The organism is Promicromonospora sp. MS192 (assembly GCF_049532985.1).
GTDB lineage: Bacteria > Actinomycetota > Actinomycetes > Actinomycetales > Cellulomonadaceae > Promicromonospora.
Genome location: NZ_CP186693.1, coordinates 5,365,635 through 5,384,458 on the forward strand (window position 1 = coordinate 5,365,635; position 18,824 = coordinate 5,384,458).

The following is an 18,824-nucleotide window of genomic DNA, read 5'->3' on the forward strand; positions in this document are numbered from 1 at the left end:
GGCCCCGATAGAATCGCCCTCGTGACCGAGAACCCCGCAGCCGAGAATCCCGCTGCCCCGCCGACCGACGACCTGCCCGAGCAGCTGCGGGTCCGGCGCGAGAAGCGCGAGCGGCTGCTGGCCGCCGGGGTCGAGGCCTACCCGGTCACCGTGCCGGTCACCAGCACGATCGCGGGGGTCCGCGCGGCCTACGGGCACCTCGAGGCGGGCCAGGAGACGGACGACGTCGTCGGTGTCGCCGGGCGGGTCGTCTTCGTGCGCATCGGCGGCAAGCTGTGCTTCGTCACGCTGCAGGACGGCGAGGGCAACCGTCTCCAGGGCATGCTGAGCCTCGCCGAGGTCGGCGAGGAGGCGCTCGCGGCCTTCAAGACCGACGTGGACCTGGGCGACCACCTGTTCCTGCACGGCCGGGTGGGCTCCTCCCGCCGCGGCGAGCTGAGCGTGTTCGCCGACGGGTGGCAGATCGCGGCGAAGTCACTGCGACCCCTGCCGGTGCTGCACAAGGACCTGTCCGAGGAGGCCCGCGTGCGCCAGCGCTACGTGGACCTCATCGCGCGTCCCGCGGCCCGGGACATGGTGCGCCTGCGCGCCGGCGTGGTGCGCTCGCTGCGCGAGAACTTCCACCGCCGCAGCTTTCTCGAGGTCGAGACGCCGATGCTGCAGACCATTGCGTCGGGTGCGGCGGCACGTCCTTTCTCGACGCACATGAATGCGTACGACCTGGAGCTGTTCCTGCGCATCGCGCCCGAGATCTTCCTCAAGAAGGCCGTCGTCGGCGGCGTCGAGAAGGTCTTCGAGATCAACCGGAACTTCCGGAACGAGGGTGCCGACTCGTCGCACTCCCCGGAGTTCGCGATGCTGGAGGCCTACGAGGCCTACGGGGATTACAACACCATCGGCGCACTCACCCAGGACCTGGTGCAGACCGCCGCGCAGGACGTTCTTGGTACCACGCTGGTTACTCTCGCGGACGGTTCCGAGTACGACCTGGGCGGGGAATGGACAAACCTGCGCATGTACACCTCGCTCTCGGAAAGCCTGGGCGAGGAGATCACCGCGGGAACCTCGGTCGAGGAGCTCGAGAAGATCGCGGCCCGGCTCGACGTCGAGGTCGGCAACAAGAAGATCCTCAACCATGGAAAGCTCGTCGAGACGCTCTGGGAGCACCGGGTGGGCGACCACCTGACGGCGCCGACGTTCGTGCGGGACTTTCCGGTGGAGACGTCACCGCTCACGCGTGACCACCGCACGGAAAAGGGGCAGGTCGAGAAGTGGGACCTGTACGTCCGCGGGTTCGAGCTGGCCACGGGCTATTCCGAGCTGGTCGACCCGGTGATCCAGCGCGAGCGCTTCGCGGCGCAGGCCAGGATGGCCGCGGCGGGCGACGACGAGGCCATGCTGCTGGACGAGGACTTCCTGACGGCGATGGAATTCGCGATGCCGCCTTCGGGCGGAATGGGCATGGGCATCGACCGCCTGCTCATGGCGCTGACGGGTCAGGGCATCCGCGAGACCATCCTTTTCCCGCTGGTGAAGCCGCAGGCCTGAGGAAAATGAACCGCGTGGACGAGCTTGTGAGGATCTTGTGATGGATACGACGCTTGCGGTGCTTGCCGGGCTCACGCCCTCGGTGGGTGTCGGCCTGCTGTTCTGGTTTGCGATGCGCAAGATCCTTCGCGCGGACCGGCACGAACGTGAGGCGCTGGACCGAATGGACCGTGAGGCCGCCATCGCTGCGGCAGCGAAAAAGGCAGAGAATTCCCCTTCGCGCTGATCAGCGCCGCTGAGGTTATCCCCGCGGGTCCGGCAGATCAAATCCGCGTCTTCACCGCGCCGGGTGAAGTTTTGGTGATCGGGGTCACATGCCCATTATTGACATGTCAATATTGGGTGAGGCATGCTCACGAACTAACCCCGGAATTTGTGGCGCGGAAGGGAAGTACCCGTATGGTTCAGAAGGTTCAGCTCGTTCTCGAAGATGACATCGACGGCGGTGCCGCCAACGAGACCGTGAACTTCGGCCTCGACGGCGTCTCCTACGAGATCGACCTCAATGCCGAGCACGCGTCCCAGCTTCGGGACGCGCTCGCCTCGTGGGTCGGCCACGCGCGCAAGGTGAAGTCGCCTGTCGCCCGTGGTACCACGACCACCACGCGCCGTTCGCGGTCCGGCAACGACACCGCGGCGATCCGTGAATGGGCCAAGGCCAACGGCTACACCGTGAGCGACCGCGGTCGCATCTCGGCGGAGGTCCAGGACGCCTACGCGAAGGCCAACGGCTGACGCGAGCGCGGCACGAGGTATGTCGCGCCCCGGTTCCCCGTCCTGGGGAACCGGGGCGTCGCGCGTCCCGGGCCGGAACGCCCGCCCCGGCCGGAGCACGCGCCACGCGGAACTAGGCTGGCGGCATGAGCATCCCCACCGCCGCCCTGTGGATCGGCACCTATCCGACGACGGGCGCGGCCCCGGGCTCCGGTGAGGGAATCTGGCGCGCGGGCCTCGACCCGAGCGGGACGTTCACCGGTGCCGAGCTCGTGGCCCCGGTCGCGGCCCCCTCGTTCCTCGCGCTGGACCCGTCCGGCGGCACGCTCGTCGCGGTCACGGAGACGGAACCGGGCACCGTCACCACGTTCCACGTGTCCGACGCCGGCGCGCTGACCCGCGCGGCGAGCGGCCCCTCGGGCGGGGCGAGCCCGTGCCACGTGGTCGCGACCGGCGCCGCCGCCTGGGTGGCGAACTACGGCGACGGCGTGGCCGCACGCCTGTCGCTGGGCCCGGACGGCGAGCTCGGCGCGGCGCGCACCCACCCGCACTCCGGGTCGGGGCCGGTGCCGGACCGGCAGGAGGGCGCGCACGCGCACTTCGTGCACCCGTGGGGCGACCGGGTGCTGGTCTGCGACCTCGGCACCGACGAGCTGCGCTCCTACCCGCTCGACGGCTCCGGCCCGGCGGAGGGCACCGTCGCCGCCGTGCTGCCGCCCGGGGCGGGCCCGCGCCATCTCGTCGAGCTCGCCGACGGCACGGTCCTGGTCGCGGGCGAGCTGGACTGCCGGCTGCACGTGCTGGTCCCTGCCGGCCCCGGCCGCCTGGAGCACGCCGGCTCCGTGGCGATCACCACCCGCACGCTGCCCGACGGCGCCGCCGGGTACCCCTCGCACATCACCGTCGCCGGCGACCTGGTGCACGTCGGCGTGCGCGGGCCCGACGTCCTGTCCGTGCTCCGGGTGCGCGAGGCGACGGCCGAGGCGCCGTCCGCACCCGCGTCCGGGTCCGCGCGGGGAGCGCAGGAGGCCGGGCACCTCACGATCGAGAACGTGGCCGACGTCGACCTGGGCGCGGGTGCCTGGCCGCGGCACCACGCGGTCCTGGCCGACGGCGAGCTGGTGGTCGTGGCCGCCCAGAACACGGACGAGCTGATCGCGGTGCGTCTCGACCGTGCGTCGGGCAAGGGGGAGATCACCGGCCGGCTGGAGCTGCCCGCGCCCGCGTGCGTCCTGGTGGCGTGATGCGTGACAGCCTGCCGCCCGACCTCGCGGACCCGGGTGAGACGCGCCCGCTGCGGATCGCGATGGTCTCCGTGCACACCTCTCCGCTGGAGCAGCCGGGCACGGGCGACGCGGGCGGCATGAACGTGTACGTCCTGGAGCTCTCCCGGGCGCTGGCCCGCCGCGGGGCGCAGGTCGAGATCTACACGCGGGCCACGTCGTCGGCCCAGCCGAAGGTGACGAACCCGGAGCCCGGGATCTGCGTGGTCCACGTGGCGGCCGGGCCGTACGAGGGCCTGGACAAGAACGACCTGCCCGGACAGCTCTGCGCGTTCGCGGCGGGCGTGCTGCGCGCCGAGGCGCACCGCCCGGAGGGCTGGTACGACGTGCTGCACACCCACTACTGGCTGTCGGGCCAGGTGGGCTGGCTGGCGGCCGAGCGCTGGGACGTGCCGCTGGTGCACACCATGCACACCATGGCGCGCGTCAAGAACGCGGCCCTCGCGCCGGGTGACTCGCCCGAGCCGCACGGTCGCGTGATCGGCGAGGAACAGGTGGTCGCCGAGGCGGACGCCCTGGTCGCCAACACGGACGAGGAGGCCGCCGACCTGGTGCGCGACTACCACGCCGACCCCGCCCGGGTGCACGTGGTGCAGCCGGGCGTGGACCTCGGGGTGTTCTCGCCGCTGCCCGGGGGCACGGAGGGCGACCCGGCCGGACGGGACCGTGCGCGCGACGAGCTGCGCGAGCGCCTCGCCCTGCCCACCGACCGCAGGATCGTGCTGTTCGCCGGCCGGGTGCAGCTGCTCAAGGGTCCCGACGTGCTGGTCCGCGCGCTGGGGGAGCGCGTGTGGGACGACCGGCCGCCGCTGCTCGTGGTGCTGGGTGGTGCCTCCGGCCGCCCGACGGCGGTGCGCGAGCTGGAGGCACTCGCCTACCAGGAGGGAGTGGCCCGCCACGTGCGGGTCCGGCCGCCGGTGCCGCAGGGGATCCTCGCCGACTACTTCCGCGCCGTGGACCTGGTGGCGGTACCGTCCCACAACGAGTCGTTCGGCCTGGTCGCGGCGGAGGCCCAGGCGGCCGGGACGCCGGTGGTCGCGGCGGCGGTCGGTGGCCTGCGCACGGTGGTCCAGGACGGCGTCTCCGGCGTCCTGGTGCCCGACCACGAGCCCGGGAGCTGGGCCCTGGCCCTCAAGACCCTGCTCGACGACGACGGGGTGCGGGAACGGCTGGCGGCCGGTGCCCGCGCGTCCGCCGCCCGCTTCGGGTGGGACCGCACCGCGGAGGAGACGCTGGACGTCTACGAGCGGGCGCGCAAGCGTCACGCCGCACGGTAGCGGCGTCGCCCGCACGCCGGACCGCCGTCGGCGCGCGGCGGAAACTGGGGCAGGATGGGGGGCATGACCTACACCCTCGTGCTGCTCCGCCACGGCGAGAGCGAGTGGAACGCGAAGAACCTGTTCACCGGCTGGGTGGACGTCGCCCTCTCCGAGAAGGGCGTCGAGGAGGCCAAGCGCGGTGGCGCCCTCCTCAAGGAGGCCGGGGTGAACCCGGACATCCTGCACACGTCGCTGCTGCGCCGCGCGATCATGACCGCGAACCTGGCGCTCGACGTCGCCGACCGGCACTGGATCCCGGTCAAGCGGAGCTGGCGCCTCAACGAGCGCCACTACGGCGCCCTGCAGGGCAAGGACAAGAAGCAGACGCTGGAGGAGTTCGGCGAGGAGCAGTTCATGCTCTGGCGCCGCTCGTACGACGTGCCCCCGCCCGAGATCGAGCTGGGCTCGGAGTTCAGCCAGGACGCCGACCCGCGCTACGCCGACGCCCCCGTCGTCCGCACGGAGGCCCTCAAGCTGGTGCTGGAGCGCGCGCTGCCGTACTGGGAGAGCGAGATCGTCCCTGACCTCAAGGCCGGCAAGACCGTGCTGGTCGCCGCGCACGGCAACTCGCTGCGCGCCCTGGTGAAGCACCTGGACGGCATCTCCGACGAGGCGATCGCCGGGCTGAACATCCCCACGGGCATCCCGCTGGTGTACGAGCTGGACGAGGAGACCCTCGCGCCGGTGAAGCCGGGCGGCACGTACCTGGACCCGGAGGCGGCGAAGGACGCGATCGCCGCGGTGGCGAACCAGGGCCGCTGAAACACGTGAGTGCTGGATGTTCGCCCTCTCCCGTGTGTCGGGAGGGCGAACGTCCAGCACTCAGCGACGGTCGCGGTCAGTCCTCCGGGAAGTCGCCCGTGACCAGGAACGTGACGCGGCGGGCCACCGAGACGCCGTGGTCGCCGAAGCGCTCGTAGTAGCGGCCCACGAGCGTCACGTCGACGGCCTCCTGGACCGTGCCCTGCCACTCGGGCGCCAGGAGCGTGTTGAAGGTCTGCTGGTGCAGCTCGTCGAGCAGGTCGTCGTCGCGCTCGATGGCCTCCGCCACCTCCAGGTCGCGCGACGCGAGCAGCCGGGTGGTGCGCTGGGCCACGCGGACGGCCGCGTCGTGCATCTGCGCGAACGTCTCCCGCGCCTCCGGCACGATCGCCTGCGCGGGGTAGCGGCCGCGCGCCACCTGCGCGATGTGCCGGGCGAGGTCGCCCATGCGCTCCAGGGAGGCGCTCATCCGCAGTGCGCTGACCACCACGCGCAGGTCGGTGGCGACCGGGGCCTGCTGCGCGAGCAGGTGCACGCACCGCTCGTCGAGCGAGTCCTCGATCGAGTCGATGGTCTTGTCGGAGGCGATCACCTCCTGTGCGAGCTGGAGGTCGGCCTCCAGCAGTGCCGTACCGGCTCGGGTGATGGCGGACTCCACGAGCCTGCTCATCTCGGTCAGGTCCTCGCCGACCTGCTGGAGCTCAGCTTCGAAGATCTGTCGCATCGGTTTCCTCTCGCACTCGGGGCGCACGGACGGCTTCGCGTCCGCTGTCGCGCCGCCGCGGGGGCGGGGCGGGCCGACGCACGGCCGGACCGGCCGTCCGGACACGTCCCGGAACGGCGCGCGGCACAGCTACCGCCCGCACCCGCCAAGGCTCGACGGCGCGGTGTACCGGGAGGTTAACGCTCTTCCTCCCCGACATGAACACTAGGCGACGCGATGGTCGGAGCGCCCACCGACGTCGATCAGCGGTTGAAACATCGACCTACCCTGGAGGCGTGGACGGAATCATCTCCGGGGTACCGGTGCTGGTCGCCGGAATCTTCGGCGTGATCGTCGGCGTGGTCGCCACCCTGGCGTTCCGCGTCTCCGAGCGGCAGCAGCACGCCCTTCCTCAGACCGAACCCGACGAGCTCGACGCGGGCCTCGTCCGTGTGCTCTCCGTGCTGCGCTCCGCCGCCGTCGTGCTGGACGGCGAGGACGAGGTGGTGCGGGCCTCGCCGCCCGCCTATGCCCTGGGCGTGGTGCGCAACGACGCGCTCGTGCACCCCGCGATCACGGACCTCGTAGCCCTCGTGCGGCGCGACGGGGTGATCCGCGAGCAGGAGCTGGAGCTGCCGCGCGGCCCGGTGGGCCAGGGCACGGTGCTGCTGCAGGTGCGCGTGGCCCCGCTGGGCCTGGACCGGGTGCTGGTGCTCGCCGAGGACCGCACGGAGGCACGGCGCGTCGAGGCGATCCGCCGCGACTTCGTGGTCAACGTGTCGCACGAGCTGAAGACGCCGGTCGGCGCACTGGCCCTGCTGGCCGAGACCGTGGCCGACGCCGCGGACGACCCGGTCGCCGTCCGCCGGTTCACCGAACGCATGCAGCGCGAGGCCGTCCGGCTGTCCGCGCTGGTGCAGGAGATCATCGAGCTCTCGCGCCTGCAGGGCGCGGGCGCCGTGCCGAAGCTCACCCCCGTCCCGATCCGCGACGTCGTGGAGGAGGCGGTCGACCGGGCCCGCACCACGGCGCAGGCCAAGAACATCGCGATCACCATGGGCGGCGACCTCGACACCGAGGTCTACGGCGACCACAACCTCCTGGTCACCGCGGTCCGCAACCTGGTGGACAACGCCGTCGCGTACTCCGGGCCCGCCAGCCGGGTGGGCGTCGGGGTGAACGAGCGGGCCGGCCTCGTCGAGATCGCCGTCGTCGACCAGGGCGTGGGCATCGCGGAGGACGCGCAGGACCGCGTCTTCGAGCGGTTCTACCGGGTGGATCCGGCACGCTCGCGCGACACTGGGGGCACCGGGCTGGGCCTGAGCATCGTCAAGCACGTCGCCGCCGACCACGGGGGCGACGTCACGATGTGGTCCGAACCCGGGCGAGGCTCCACCTTCACCCTGCGCATCCCGTCCGCGGACCGGCCCGACGGCGCCGACCGCGCGGCCCGGGACGACGTCCCGGCCGCCGAGGCGGGGGAGCAGGACCAGCACACGGCCGCGCACGACGGGGCCACGAGGAACGAGGAGGTAGGTGCGTGACGCGCATCCTGGTGGTCGAGGACGAGGAGTCGTACCGGGACCCGCTGACGTACCAGCTCACCCGTGAGGGTTTCGAGGTGGTGGAGGCGGCCGACGGCAACTCGGCGCTCGCCGCGTACGACGCGGAGGGGGCCGACCTGGTGCTGCTCGACCTGATGCTGCCCGGGCTCTCGGGCACGGAGGTGTGCCGGGAGCTGCGGGCCCGCGGTGACGTGCCGGTCATCATGCTGACCGCCAAGGACTCCGAGATCGACAAGGTCGTGGGCCTGGAGCTCGGCGCCGACGACTACGTGACCAAGCCCTACTCCTACCGTGAGCTGCTCGCCCGCGTGCGGGCGGTGCTGCGCCGGCGCCAGCCCAGCGACCCGGCGGAGAACGACGAGGACGGCGTCCTGGAGGTCGGCCCCGTCCGGATGGACGTGGAGCGGCACACCGTCGCGGTGTCGGGCCAGAACGTGGCCCTGCCGCTCAAGGAGTTCGACCTCCTGGAGCTGCTGATGCGCAACGCGGGGCGGGTGCTGACCCGCGGCCAGCTCATCGACCGGGTCTGGGGCGCCGACTACGTGGGTGACACCAAGACGCTCGACGTCCACGTCAAGCGCATCCGCTCGAAGATCGAGCCGGACCCGGGCACACCGAAGTACCTGCTCACGGTGCGTGGCCTGGGCTACAAGCTGGCCGACGACGAGGGCTGACCCGACTCCGGCGCGCCCGCCCCCGTGTCGCACGTCACGGGCGGGGCGCGCGGGCGGTCACCTTCCGTTCACCTGGAGTTTGCTCGCGAGACGGCGCCCGTGAGTAGTTTCGCGACCCGTGAGCACCCACTACACCCGTCTCGTCGCTGCCGCCACCGCAGGCGCCCTCGTGCTGCCGCTCGCGGGCTGCGCGGCGGTGGACCTGCCGGGTCTCGGGGCGCAGGAACCGACGACCGAGGCGGAGCCCGTCGTCGTCGGTGAGTTCCGCGGGGTCGGTGCCTCGTCGCAGGAGACGGCGATGGAGGCCTGGATCGCCGGGTTCCGGGAGAGCAACCCCGACGCCGCGATCACCTACGACCCCGCCGGCTCGGGTGACGGCCGCGCGGCGTTCCTCGCGGGCACCTCGGCCTTCGGCGCCTCCGACGTGGCCCTGAGCGACGACGAGATGGCCGCCTCCGGCCCCGCCTGCGACGGTGGCAACGCGATCGACCTGCCGGTCTACATCAGCCCGATCACGGTGGCCTTCAACGTGCCCGGCGTCGAGCGGCTGAACATGTCCTCCGAGCTCGTCGCCAAGATCTTCACGGGCAACATCACGCGGTGGAACGACCCGGCGATCGTCGCGGCCAACCCGAAGGCGACGCTGCCGGACCTGGAGATCACGCCGGTGCACCGGTCGGACGACTCGGGCACCACCGAGAACTTCACCGACTACCTGCACGCGACCGCCCCGGGCGCCTGGCCCTCCGCACCGGACGGGCTGTGGCCGCTGCCGGGCGGCTTCGGCGCGGACGGCACGGGCGGCGTGACCAGGACGGTCCGGTCCACGCCGGGCGGCATCACCTACGCCGACGCGTCGGCCACCGGTGGCCTGGGGCACGTCGCGATCAAGGTGGGCGAGGAGTACGTGCCCTACAGCGCGGACGCCGCGGCCGCCGTCGTCGACGTCTCGCCCCGGATCGAGAACCGGTACGAGCACGACCTCGCGTTCGCGATCGACCGCACCATCGACAAGTCCTTCGCCTACCCCCTCGTGCTCGTGTCCTACCTCGTGGTCTGCTCGCGGTACGACGACCGGGCCAAGGGCACCTTCGTCAAGGAGTTCGTCTCCTACGTGGCCTCAGCCGAGGGGCAGCAGCGCGCCGCCGCGGCCGCGGGCAGCGCGGCGATCTCGCCCGACGTCCAGGCCTGGATCGCCGAGGCCGCGGACGCCATCTACCTGACCCAGGAACGGCCCGAGGAAGGGGCCTGACGGGTGAGCCGGGCGGCCTCGTGCCAGGGTGAGCGTGGCGGGGATCACCCCCTCCGTGATGGCTTGTTCACCTTCCGTTTACCTAGTCCTGGGGATGAGGTCATTCCCGCTCCCTAGCGTCCCGACTGACGCTGCGGCGCTCGCCGCGCGTACGACTTGAACAGGATGGAACGACACGTGAAGATCAGCCGATTCCCCCGCGTTGGCTCCGCTGTCATGGTGGGCGCGCTCGCGCTGAGCCTCGCAGCCTGCGGTCAGAACCCGGGCGAGGACGAGCCCACCGGTGCGGGCTCCGAGTCCGCCATGGACCTCTCGGGTGAGCTCAACGGCGGCGGTGCGTCGTCGCAGGAGTCCGCCATGGAGGCCTGGCGCGCCGGGTTCCAGAGCCAGTACCCCGACGTCACCGTCAACTACGACCCGACCGGTTCCGGTGGCGGCCGCGAGAACTTCATCTCCGGCGCCTTCGCGTTCGCCGGCTCGGACGCCGCCCTGGACGAGGACGAGATGGCCGACGCCGAGGCGCAGTGCGGTGAGGGCGGGGTCATCGAGTACCCGGCCTACATCTCCCCGGTGGCCGTCGCCTTCAACCTCGAGGGTGTCGACACCCTGAACATGTCCTCCGAGACGATCGCGAAGATCTTCAACGGCGACATCGAGAAGTGGAACGACGCGGCGATCGCCGACGACAACCCCGACGCCGAGCTGCCCGACACCGACATCACGGTCGTGCACCGCTCGGACGACTCGGGTACCACGGAGAACTTCCAGGAGTACCTGCACACCGTGGTCCCGGACGTGTGGACCTACGAGCCCGAGGGCATCTGGCCCGTGGACGGCCAGGAGTCCGCGCAGGGCACCTCCGGCGTGGTGAGCGCCGCGCAGGCCGGCGAGGGCACCATCACCTACGCCGACGCCTCGCAGATCGCTGACCTGGGCACGGTGGCCGTGGGCGTCGGCGACGAGTTCGTCGAGTACAGCCCCGAGGCCGCCGCGGCCGTGGTGGAGGGTTCGGACCGCATCGAGGGCACCGGCGACCACGTGTTCGCCTACGACCTCAAGCGCGACATCCCGGGCACCTACCCGATCGTGCTCGTCTCCTACCACCTGGCCTGCGCCACATACGAGGACGCCGCCACCGCGGACCTGGTCAAGGGCTTCTACACCTACATCCTGAGCGAGGAGGGCCAGTCCGCAGCGGCCGACTCGGCCGGCTCCGCCCCGCTCCCGACCTCGCTGACCGAGCAGTTCCTGCCGTCGGTCGAGGCCATCACGGCCGGCTGACCCGGCCGGCACGCAGTACCGGCAGTACGACCACCCGGCCGGTGGCCGGGCCGCACGGGACCGCAAGGTCCCGTGGCCCGGTCACCGGCACGGCCGTGCCAGGCTTGAACTCACATCCGACGAGCACAGACACGACGAGCCGAGGACCTCTGTGACCACCACTGACAGCCCACCCGCTGCCCCGGCGCCCACGCGGCCCCGCCGGTCGAGCGGCGACACCGAGCGGGGCTTCAGCCGGATCTTCCGCTGGATCACCACCGGTGCCGGTGCGCTCATCCTCGCGACCCTGGCTGCGGTCGCGCTGTTCCTGATCGCGCGCGCGTGGCCGGCGGTGTCGGCCAGCTCCGCGGAGCTCGCGGACGCCGTGCCCCGCTACCCCGACGACACGTCCTTCATCGCGTACGTCGGGCCGCTCGTCTTCGGCACGCTGCTCGCCGCCGTGCTGGCCCTGCTGCTGGCCACGCCCGTGGCCATGGGCATCGCGCTGTTCATCTCGCACTACGCGCCGCGCCGGCTCGCCCAGCTCATGGGCTACCTCGTGGACCTGCTCGCCGCGATCCCGTCGGTGGTCTACGGCCTGTGGGGGTTCACGGTCCTGGCGCCCGCCGTCGGGCCGGTGTGGTCCTGGCTCAACCAGTACGTCGGGTGGTTCCCGCTGTTCGCCGGTGACGCGTCGCCGACGGCCCGCACCCTGGCGACCGTCGCGGTCGTGCTCGCCGTGATGATCCTGCCGATCATCACGGCCGTCTCCCGCGAGGTGTTCCTGCAGACGCCGCGCCTGCACGAGGAGGCCGCGCTCGCGCTGGGTGCCACGCGGTGGGAGATGATCCGCACCGCGGTGCTGCCGTTCGGGCAGTCCGGCGTCATCTCGGCCGCCATGCTGGGGCTGGGCCGCGCGCTCGGCGAGACCATGGCCGTGCTGATGATCCTCTCGCCCGGCTTCCTGTACTCGTTCAAGATCCTCCAGGCCGCCCAGCAGCAGACCATCGCGGCGTACATCGCCCTGGACTTCCCGGAGGCGAGCGGCCTGGCCGTGAACGCCCTGATCGCCACCGGTCTCGCCCTGTTCGTCATCACGCTGGCGGTGAACATGGCCGCCCGGGCCATCGTCGCCCGCCGCAAGGAATTCTCGGGGGCCAACTGATGAGCGTCGACACGTCGACCACGGACGCCACGGAGCGCACCCGCGCGCTCCTGACCACCGCCGAGCCGCGCCGCCGGCGCACCGACCGCATCATGACGGTGCTCATCTGGGGCGCCTTCGCGCTCGCGATGGTGCCGCTGGTCTCGCTGCTGTGGACCGTGCTGTTCAACGGTGCCGGCCGCGTCACCCTCGAGTTCCTCACCTACTCGATGCGCGGCATCTTCGGCGGCGACCCCAGCGGCGGCATCTACCACGCGATCATGGGCACGCTGATCATCACCGGCTGGGCGGCGCTCATCTCGGTGCCGGTCGGCCTGCTGGTCGCCATCTACCTGGTCGAGTACGGCCGCGGCGCGCTGGCTCGCTCGGTGACGTTCTTCGTGGACGTCATGACGGGTATCCCGTCGATCGTGGCCGGCCTCTTCGCGGTCTCGCTGTTCACGATCTTCTTCGGCCCGGGCGCGCGCTTCGGCTTCATGGGCGCCGTCGCGCTGTCGGTGCTCATGATCCCCGTGGTGGTGCGCTCCTGCGAGGAGATGCTCAAGCTCGTGCCGAACGAGCTGCGCGAGGCGTCGTACGCGCTCGGCGTGCCCAAGTGGCTCACCATCGTGCGGGTCGTGCTGCGCACCTCCGTGGCCGGTCTGACCACGGGCGTGCTGCTGGCGGTCGCCCGCGTGATCGGTGAGACCGCGCCGCTGCTCGTCGCGGTGGGCGTGACCGACTCCATCAACTTCGACGCGTTCGACGGGCGCATGATGACGCTGCCGGTCTTCATCTACCGTCAGTACAGCCAGGGTCTGGCCACCTGCCGCGAGGGCCAGGAGAACTGCGTGGCGGACATCGCCCTGCAGAACGCGTGGGGGGCAGCCCTTACGCTGATCGTGATCGTGATGCTCCTCAACATCATCGGCCGGCTCGTGAACCGCTGGTTCGCGCCGAAGCTCCGCTGACGCACCGCGCACGTCCGCCTCACCCGAAGCCACAGTCCGAAGGAACTCAACGATGGCTCAGCGAATCGACGTCAAGGACGTCAACATCTACTACGGCGACTTCCGTGCCGTCGAGGGCGTCTCCATGACGATCGACCCCAAGTCCGTGACGGCCTTCATCGGCCCGTCGGGCTGTGGCAAGTCGACGTTCCTGCGCACCCTCAACCGCATGCACGAGGTGATCCCCGGCGCCTACGTCGAGGGCAAGGTGGAGCTCGAGGGCGTCGACCTCTACGGCGACGACGTCGACCCCGTGGCCGTGCGCCGCACCGTGGGCATGGTGTTCCAGCGCCCCAACCCGTTCCCCACGATGTCCATCCGGGACAACGTGCTGGCGGGCGTGAAGCTGAACAACAAGCGCATCTCGAAGTCCGACGCCGACGACCTGGTCGAGTCGTCCCTGCGCGGCGCCAACCTCTGGAACGAGGTCAAGGACCGTCTGGAGAAGCCCGGTTCGGGCCTGTCGGGCGGTCAGCAGCAGCGCCTCTGCATCGCCCGCGCCATCGCGGTCAAGCCGCAGGTGGTGCTCATGGACGAGCCGTGCTCGGCCCTGGACCCGATCTCCACCCTGGCGATCGAGGACCTGATCCAGGAGCTGAAGAAGGACTACACGATCGTCATCGTCACGCACAACATGCAGCAGGCCGCGCGCGTGAGCGACAAGACCGCGTTCTTCAACATCGCGGGCACCGGCAAGCCCGGCCGCCTCATCGAGATGAACGACACCGCGACGATCTTCTCATCGCCCAGCGAGAAGGCCACCGAGGACTACGTCTCGGGCCGCTTCGGGTGACGGCCGGCTGAGCCCGGTACGACAGAGGCCGGTGGCCCGGCGTGGGAGACCACGCCGGGCCACCGGCCTCTGTCGTACCCGTGACGGGGCGTCAGGTCACTCCGTGGCGGACGGCGACGGGGAGGCCGACGGCGACCCGGACGGCGCCGCGGCCGCCGGCAGGAGCTCCGCGTACTCCGGCAGCGTGCCGTCCAGGACCGGGAGCTGGAACTCCTTGCTGTCCGCGCCCACGGTGAGCACCGCGTCGAGGTACTCGCCCGGGGCCGCGCCGACCGTGTCGAGCGCCACGGTCTTGCCGGTCTCGGTGCCCAGGTAGACGGTGCCACCCGCCGGGACGTCCAGCGTCACGGGGGCCGCGCCGGGGGCCTCCAGCGTGAACGCGGCGTCCTCGGCGGTCTGGTTGGCCAGCGCGCCGAGCACGTTGCCGGCCTCGCCCTCGGCCGCCGAGACGACCATCAGGTTGATGCCGCGCAGGTCCCGGTTCTCCTCGCCGAGCACCGAGACGCCCACGCCGTCCGACGGGTCGTAGTTCAGCGTCGTGGTGGTCGGCGAGCAGGCCGCCAGGAGGAGAGCCCCCGTGGCGGAGACCGCTGCGAGGGCGATGGTGCGGGCGCCTCGGGCGGCGGTGGCGCGACGGGACACGGTGAACTCCCTGATCTTCGGCTGGTTCGTGCGGGGTCGGATCCCCGCCATATCCTAGTGGGCCACACGGTGTGCCCGCGCATCGCGAAGGCGGCGAAATGCCCGGTCACGGCGTGGTACCGGTCACGGCTACGGAACGATCCGATCGGGGTGCGCGGGCCGGTCACGGGCCTCCCTGAGTCCTCTGCGACACCTCTGACCTGCGAAAACGCAGCGGCAAATAATGCCTGGAGGTTGCCAAGGGCGCAAGTTCTGCAGATCACGCCGTGGTAACCTGGTGTCAGGGAAAGGGGACATCTGCAGATGACGTTCACAGTAGGCGAGACGGTTGTCTACCCGCACCACGGCGCGGCGCTGATCGAAGAGATCAAGACCCGCAAGATTCGCGGCGAAGAGAAGATGTACCTCAAGCTCAAGGTTGCCCAGGGCGACCTCACCATCGAGGTTCCGGCGGAGAACGTCGACCTCGTGGGAGTGCGCGACGTGGTCGGCCAGGAGGGCCTCGACCGCGTGTTCGAGGTGCTGCGCGCCCCGTACACGGAGGAGCCCACCAACTGGTCGCGCCGGTACAAGGCGAACCTCGAGAAGCTCGCCTCCGGCGACGTCATCAAGGTGGCCGAGGTAGTGCGTGACCTGTCCCGGCGGGACGCCGACCGCGGCCTGTCCGCGGGGGAGAAGCGCATGCTCGCCAAGGCCCGGCAGATCCTCGTCTCGGAGCTCGCGCTGGCCGAGCACACCGAGGAGGAGAAGGCGGAAGCGATCCTCGACGAGGTCCTCGCCTCCTGACCGACCCACAGGGTCCCCCGCACGTCTGACACACCTGTCAGGACCTCGCGCCCCACGGGATCCTTCGCTCAACCAAGATCCTGTGGGGACCTGCGACGAGATGACGACCCTTGCAATCCTGACGGCCGCCGGCTCGGGATCCCGTCTGGGGCGTGACCTGCCCAAAGCCCTCGTGGAGCTGGACGGCTTCCCGCTCGTGCTGCACGCCGCACGCCGCCTCGCGGCGTCGGGTGTGGTGGACTCGCTGGTCGTCACCGCACCCGACGGCCTGGTCGGCGTCATGGCCGACCTGCTGTCCGCCGACCCGCACGTGCTCGTGCCGGTCGAGGTGACCGACGGCGGCCCCACCCGCCAGGCCTCGGTCGCGGCCGGCCTCGCGCTGGCCCGGCCCGGCGACGACGTGGTGCTGGTGCACGACGCGGCGCGGCCCCTCGTGCCCGCGGACCTCGTCCGGCGGGTCGTGGACGCGGTGCGCAGCGGGCACGGCGCCGTCGTACCCGGGCTGCCGGTCACGGACACGGTCAAGCAGGTCTGCCCCGACGGCGACGCCGAGCTGGTCACGGGCACGCCCGACCGGTCGATGCTGCGGGCCGTGCAGACCCCACAGGGCTTCGCACGGGACCTCCTGGTGCGCGCACACCGTACGGGTGCGGCCCGGGCCGTCGCGGAGCACCTCGCGGCGACGGACGACGCGGGCCTCGTCGAGGCCCTGGGCGAACCGGTCCACATGGTCGCCGGGGACGCGACCGCCTTCAAGATCACCACCGAACGCGACCTGTGGCTCGCGTCCCTCGTGCTGCAGGAGAGCAACGCATGACCGACTCGCCGAGCACGCCGGAACCCCCGCGCCCGGGCCCGGCGGGGTACCCCCTGCCGCGCACCGGCATCGGGGTCGACGTGCACGCCTACGCCCCGGAGGGCTCCGACCGCGAGCTGTGGCTCGGCGGCCTGCACTGGCCGGGGGAACGCGGCCTGGCGGGCCACTCGGACGCCGACGTGGCCGCGCACGCCGCGGCGGACGCACTGTTCTCCGCGTCGGGCCTGGGTGACCTCGGATCGCACTTCGGCACGGGCCGTCCGGAGTGGGCGGGGGCCTCGGGAACCACCCTGCTCGCCGAGGCCGCGAGGCGCGTCCGGGCTGCTGGGTACATGATCGGTAACGTGGCAGTCCAGGTGATCGGTAACCATCCGCGGGTCGGTACGCGGCGCGACGAGGCTCAGGCGGCGTTGTCCGCCGCTGCCGGCGCGCCCGTGTCCCTGACGGCGACCACGACCGACGCGCTCGGCCTCACCGGCCGCGGCGAGGGCATCGCGGCCATCGCGACGGCCCTCGTCGTGCCCGACGGCGGGCCGTCGTCCGGCACGGTCGGCGGGGACGCGACATGAACAAGCGCAAGCCGCTCGACGAGCGCCGGGCCGAGATCGTCGAGGCCGGCCTGAGCGTGGCGCTGCGCGAGGGCGTCGAGTCGGTGACCGTGCGCCGCGTGGCGCAGGAGGCCGGGATCTCCCTCGGCACCGTGCACTACTGCTTCGACGACAAGGACGCGATGCTGCGGGCCATGGGCCGGTCCATCGCGATGCGGGCGTCGGAGCCGGTGCTGCGCGCGCTCGAGGCCGGCCCCGACCGCCGGGTGCTCGCGGAGGCCACGGTCGACGCGATGCTGCTGGGGCTCAAGGAGCACCAGCACATGCGGCTGCTCACGTTCGAGTTCGCCGTCTCCGGGGCGCGTACGCCGGTGCTGCGCGAGGTGGCGCAGGCGCACCTGCGGCAGAGCATCGCGATGACGCGGGAGTACCTGGTGCGGCTGGCGGAGGTCGTCGGCGTCACGTGGGCCACGGACATCGACGACCTCGCCCGGATGACGGCGCTGCGCATCGACGGCATCGAGCTCGCGTGGATGGTGGACCAGGACGACGCCGCCGCGCGCGAGGGGTTCGCCGTCCTCACCCGGGACGTGTTCGACGAGATGCGGCCGACGGAGCCCTAGCCGAAGACCCGCCGGGTGTACGGGTTGGTGAACACCCCGTCCGGGTCGGCGGCCGCCCGTGCCCGGCGGAAGTCCTCGAACCGGCTGTACTGGCCGGCGAGGTAGGCGGCGTCGCGCGTGTGCATCTTGCCCCAGTGCGGGCGTCCGCCGACGGCCGTGAAGATCTGCTCCGCGGCGTCGAAGTACCGGCCGTACGGCAGACGCCAGTACTGCTGCACGGCCACGTAGGCGGTCTCCCGGCCGTACGCGGTGGAGAGCCAGGCGTCCTCGGCCGGGGCGAACCGGATCTCCAGCGGGAACGGGACGTTCTCGCCGGTGCGGCGCAGCCAGCCGTCGATCTCCCGCAGGACGTCGACCACGACCGCACGCGGGACCGCGTACTCCGTCTCCCGGAACCGCACCCGCCGCCGGTTGCAGAGCACCTCGTACGACGGCGCCGTGTAGGTGCGGGGGCGCAGGGCCTGGGCCGCGAACGCGTTCAGCCGGGGCGTCACGGCCGGGAACGCGGTGGCCGTGCGGTTCGCGAGCTCCAGGCCCGCGTTGGACAGCACCTCGTCGTCGACGAAGGCGCGGACGGCGGTCGCGGCGCGGCGCACGCGATGGCCCGCCCCGGCCGGCGCGCCGGCGTCCGCGCGGGCCGGGACTCGGGTGTTGGTCAGGGTCTGCACGTGGCGTGCGGTCGGGAACCAGAAGAACTCGAAATGGTCGGCACCGTCGACCAGGTGGTCCAGCTCGTCGAGCACCCGCTCCACCGGCTGGACGTCCTCCTGTGCGCACAGGTCGAAGGCCGGGACGGCCTCGACGGTGACCGTGCTCAGCACACCCGTCGTGCCCAGGCCGAGGCGGGACGCCTCGAACAGGTCGGGGTGCTCGGTGGGGCTGCAGCGGGTGACCTCGCCGTCGGCGCCCACCACGGTGAGGGCGCGCACCCGGCTCGCGAGGCTGCCGAACCGCGCGCCGGTGCCGTGCGTCCCCGTCGAGACGGCGCCCGCGATCGTCTGCCGGTCGATGTCGCCCAGGTTCTGCAGGGCGAGCCCACGCTCGGCGAGCACCCGGTTGAGCTGGTGCAGCCGGATGCCCGCACCCACGGTCACCAGGGCGTTCCCCGTGCCGGGGTCGCGCTCGACCCGGTGCAGGGCGTTCAGCCGGTCCAGGTCGACCTGTACGCCGTCCGTGGCGGCCGCCGCGGAGAACGAGTGCCCCGCGCCGACCGCCCGGACGGTGTGTCCCTCGCGCACGGCCCGGCGCACCGCGGCGGACAGGTCCTCCTCGGTGGCCGGGTGCACCTGTCGCGCGGGAGTCGCACTGGCCGTCCGCGCCCAGTTCGTCCAGATCATCGACGCACTATCCCATGGCTCGGTCCCCGGGGAGTAGCGTTCGG

General features: G+C 71.8%; 20 protein-coding genes. 17 read left to right on the top strand and 3 right to left on the bottom strand.

What is annotated here, in order from left to right:
* Positions 1–21: 21 nt before the first annotated feature.
* The 6 genes from lysS to ACO229_RS24050 all read left to right on the top strand — a co-directional run bounded on the left by lysS (position 22) and on the right by ACO229_RS24050 (position 5,626).
* Entirely contained in the window at positions 22–1,548 is a 1,527-nt protein-coding gene (gene lysS, locus ACO229_RS24025) for a lysine--tRNA ligase (protein WP_423463010.1), read from the top strand.
* A 40-nt stretch (positions 1,549–1,588) separates the two neighbouring features.
* Positions 1,589–1,774 (top strand): hypothetical protein, encoded by a 186-nt coding sequence (locus ACO229_RS24030; protein WP_397413343.1) that lies wholly within the window; start codon positions 1,589–1,591, stop codon positions 1,772–1,774.
* 173 nt (positions 1,775–1,947) lie between these two features.
* Positions 1,948–2,283, top strand: coding sequence for an Lsr2 family protein (locus ACO229_RS24035; RefSeq protein ID WP_397413344.1), 336 nt, complete (start codon positions 1,948–1,950; stop codon positions 2,281–2,283).
* Between the two features lie 125 nt (positions 2,284–2,408).
* Positions 2,409–3,506, top strand: coding sequence for a lactonase family protein (locus ACO229_RS24040; protein ID WP_423463011.1), 1,098 nt, complete (start codon positions 2,409–2,411; stop codon positions 3,504–3,506).
* A complete protein-coding gene (gene mshA, locus ACO229_RS24045) occupies positions 3,506–4,822 on the top strand; it encodes a D-inositol-3-phosphate glycosyltransferase (RefSeq protein ID WP_423463012.1) in 1,317 nt (438 codons plus the stop codon). Before ACO229_RS24040 ends, mshA begins: the two co-directional genes overlap by 1 nt.
* A gap of 63 nt (positions 4,823–4,885) precedes the next feature.
* Complete coding sequence (locus ACO229_RS24050; RefSeq protein ID WP_397432284.1) at positions 4,886–5,626, top strand: phosphoglyceromutase; 741 nt, start codon at positions 4,886–4,888, stop codon at positions 5,624–5,626.
* 76 nt (positions 5,627–5,702) lie between these two features.
* Here ACO229_RS24050 and phoU read toward each other — a convergent pair whose 3' ends face one another.
* Positions 5,703–6,350, bottom strand: a complete 648-nt coding sequence (phoU, locus tag ACO229_RS24055) for a phosphate signaling complex protein PhoU (protein WP_397432285.1) — start codon at positions 6,348–6,350, stop codon at positions 5,703–5,705.
* A gap of 275 nt (positions 6,351–6,625) precedes the next feature.
* Between phoU and ACO229_RS24060 the strand changes: the two genes are divergently transcribed.
* The 7 genes from ACO229_RS24060 to pstB all read left to right on the top strand — a co-directional run bounded on the left by ACO229_RS24060 (position 6,626) and on the right by pstB (position 14,027).
* On the top strand, positions 6,626–7,873 hold the full coding sequence (locus ACO229_RS24060) for a sensor histidine kinase (RefSeq protein ID WP_397413349.1): 1,248 nt from the start codon (positions 6,626–6,628) through the stop codon (positions 7,871–7,873).
* Positions 7,870–8,568 (top strand): response regulator transcription factor, encoded by a 699-nt coding sequence (locus tag ACO229_RS24065; RefSeq protein ID WP_397432288.1) that lies wholly within the window; start codon positions 7,870–7,872, stop codon positions 8,566–8,568. Before ACO229_RS24060 ends, ACO229_RS24065 begins: the two co-directional genes overlap by 4 nt.
* Before the next feature lie 118 nt (positions 8,569–8,686).
* A complete protein-coding gene (gene pstS / locus ACO229_RS24070; RefSeq protein WP_397413351.1) occupies positions 8,687–9,820 on the top strand; it encodes a phosphate ABC transporter substrate-binding protein PstS in 1,134 nt (377 codons plus the stop codon).
* A gap of 177 nt (positions 9,821–9,997) precedes the next feature.
* Entirely contained in the window at positions 9,998–11,101 is a 1,104-nt protein-coding gene (gene pstS / locus ACO229_RS24075) for a phosphate ABC transporter substrate-binding protein PstS (protein WP_397413353.1), read from the top strand.
* 151 nt (positions 11,102–11,252) lie between these two features.
* Positions 11,253–12,245: a phosphate ABC transporter permease subunit PstC gene (gene pstC, locus ACO229_RS24080; RefSeq protein WP_397413354.1), complete on the top strand. Its 993-nt coding sequence runs from the start codon at positions 11,253–11,255 to the stop codon at positions 12,243–12,245.
* Entirely contained in the window at positions 12,245–13,195 is a 951-nt protein-coding gene (gene pstA, locus ACO229_RS24085; protein WP_397432293.1) for a phosphate ABC transporter permease PstA, read from the top strand. The genes pstC and pstA overlap by 1 nt, the downstream gene beginning before the upstream one ends.
* Positions 13,196–13,247: 52 nt before the next feature.
* Positions 13,248–14,027 (top strand): phosphate ABC transporter ATP-binding protein PstB, encoded by a 780-nt coding sequence (gene pstB / locus ACO229_RS24090; protein ID WP_397413357.1) that lies wholly within the window; start codon positions 13,248–13,250, stop codon positions 14,025–14,027.
* Positions 14,028–14,123: 96 nt separating this feature from the next.
* On the opposite strand, the gene ACO229_RS24095 is transcribed toward pstB, so the two are convergent.
* On the bottom strand, positions 14,124–14,669 hold the full coding sequence (locus tag ACO229_RS24095) for a hypothetical protein (RefSeq protein ID WP_423463013.1): 546 nt from the start codon (positions 14,667–14,669) through the stop codon (positions 14,124–14,126).
* A gap of 303 nt (positions 14,670–14,972) precedes the next feature.
* Between ACO229_RS24095 and ACO229_RS24100 the strand changes: the two genes are divergently transcribed.
* From ACO229_RS24100 to ACO229_RS24115, 4 genes are all read left to right on the top strand, one after another.
* Positions 14,973–15,455, top strand: coding sequence for a CarD family transcriptional regulator (locus tag ACO229_RS24100; RefSeq protein ID WP_020017968.1), 483 nt, complete (start codon positions 14,973–14,975; stop codon positions 15,453–15,455).
* 100 nt (positions 15,456–15,555) lie between these two features.
* Entirely contained in the window at positions 15,556–16,272 is a 717-nt protein-coding gene (ispD, locus tag ACO229_RS24105) for a 2-C-methyl-D-erythritol 4-phosphate cytidylyltransferase (RefSeq protein ID WP_397432296.1), read from the top strand.
* Positions 16,269–16,841, top strand: coding sequence for a 2-C-methyl-D-erythritol 2,4-cyclodiphosphate synthase (gene ispF, locus ACO229_RS24110; RefSeq protein WP_397432297.1), 573 nt, complete (start codon positions 16,269–16,271; stop codon positions 16,839–16,841). The genes ispD and ispF overlap by 4 nt, the downstream gene beginning before the upstream one ends.
* Positions 16,838–17,443, top strand: coding sequence for a TetR/AcrR family transcriptional regulator (locus ACO229_RS24115; protein WP_397413361.1), 606 nt, complete (start codon positions 16,838–16,840; stop codon positions 17,441–17,443). Before ispF ends, ACO229_RS24115 begins: the two co-directional genes overlap by 4 nt.
* Here ACO229_RS24115 and ACO229_RS24120 read toward each other — a convergent pair.
* Entirely contained in the window at positions 17,440–18,780 is a 1,341-nt protein-coding gene (locus ACO229_RS24120; RefSeq protein ID WP_423463014.1) for a D-arabinono-1,4-lactone oxidase, read from the bottom strand. The two genes, ACO229_RS24115 and ACO229_RS24120, sit on opposite strands and share 4 nt — an antisense overlap.
* Positions 18,781–18,824 lie beyond the last annotated feature (44 nt).